Consider the following 1,103-nt stretch of genomic DNA (forward strand, 5'->3'; position numbering starts at 1 on the left):
ACCGCCGTCGCCAGGCCGACCGGCCCGGCGCCCACCACCACGACGTCCGCGTGGGCGGCGCCCGTGCTCACCGTGCCCCAGGCACGGCCCGCCGGAGCGCCTGCTCCTCGGCCGGGATGCGGAACCGGGCCAGCAGCACCGCGTTCAGCACGGTGAACGTGAGGGCCGTGACCCAGCAGGTGTGCACCAGCGGGAGCGCGATCCCCTCGATCACCACCGCCACGTAGTTGGGGTGGCGCAGCCACCGGTACGGGCCGCCCGAGACCAGCGGCAGCCCCGGCACCACGATGACGCGGGTGTTCCACCGGTGCCCGAGCGTTGCCACGCACCACCAGCGCAGGGCCTGGCTCGCCAGCACGAGCACGAGCATCGGCCAGCCGAGCCACGGCAGGAACGGCCGGCCGGCGAGCACGGCCTCGGCGACACACGCCACCAGCAGCCCGGTGTGCAGGGCCACCATCGCCGGGAAGTGTCCCCGGCCGGACTCGATGCCACCCCGCTGAGACGACCACCGGGCGTTCCGCGCGGAGACCACCAGCTCGGCGAGGCGCTCGACCCCGGTGGCGGCCACTAGGGCGACGTAGAACCCGAGCACGTCAGCTTCCTTCCAGGCGCAGCAGCACCAGCTCGCACGAGACGCCCGGACCGAACGCCATGAGCACGGCCGGCGCACCGGCCGGGGCGGCCGAGTGGTCGAGGGTCCTGGCCAGGACGTCCAGCACCGAGACCGAGGAGAGGTTGCCCGCGCCCGCCAGGCTCGCCCGGCTCTCCCGGACGTCGTCCTCGGCCAGCCCGAGGGCGTCCCGCACGGCGTCGATCACGCGCGGCCCGCCCGCGTGCACCACCCAGGTGGGCACGTCCGCCGGAGTCAGGCCGTGCTCGGCGAGCAGGCCCTTCACGTCCGCGAGCAGGTGCGCACCCAGCAGGTCCGGCAGGTCGGCGGAGAGCACGATCGCGAACCCCGTGTCCCGCACCTCCCAGCCCAGGGCGTCCGTGGTGCCGGGGTACAGCACCGAGCGCGTGTCCACCACCCGGGCGGTGCGCCGCGGGCCCACCGCGCCCGCGCGCGCCAGCGGATGGTCGGCGCCGACGACGACGGCGAC

2 protein-coding genes are annotated in these 1,103 nt (G+C 75.7%); both read right to left on the reverse strand.

The annotated features are described in order from the left end of the window. Nucleotides 1-67: 67 nt before the first annotated feature. Complete coding sequence (locus PROKR_RS28675; protein WP_036970870.1) at nucleotides 68-595, reverse strand: isoprenylcysteine carboxyl methyltransferase family protein; 528 nt, start codon at nucleotides 593-595, stop codon at nucleotides 68-70. Between the two features lies 1 nt (nucleotide 596). Then, on the reverse strand, nucleotides 597-1,103 hold a 507-nt coding region (locus PROKR_RS28680; protein WP_036970949.1), incomplete at its 5' end, for a 3-oxoacyl-[acyl-carrier-protein] synthase III C-terminal domain-containing protein.

Source organism: Promicromonospora kroppenstedtii DSM 19349, assembly GCF_000515355.1.
Lineage (GTDB): Bacteria > Actinomycetota > Actinomycetes > Actinomycetales > Cellulomonadaceae > Promicromonospora > Promicromonospora kroppenstedtii.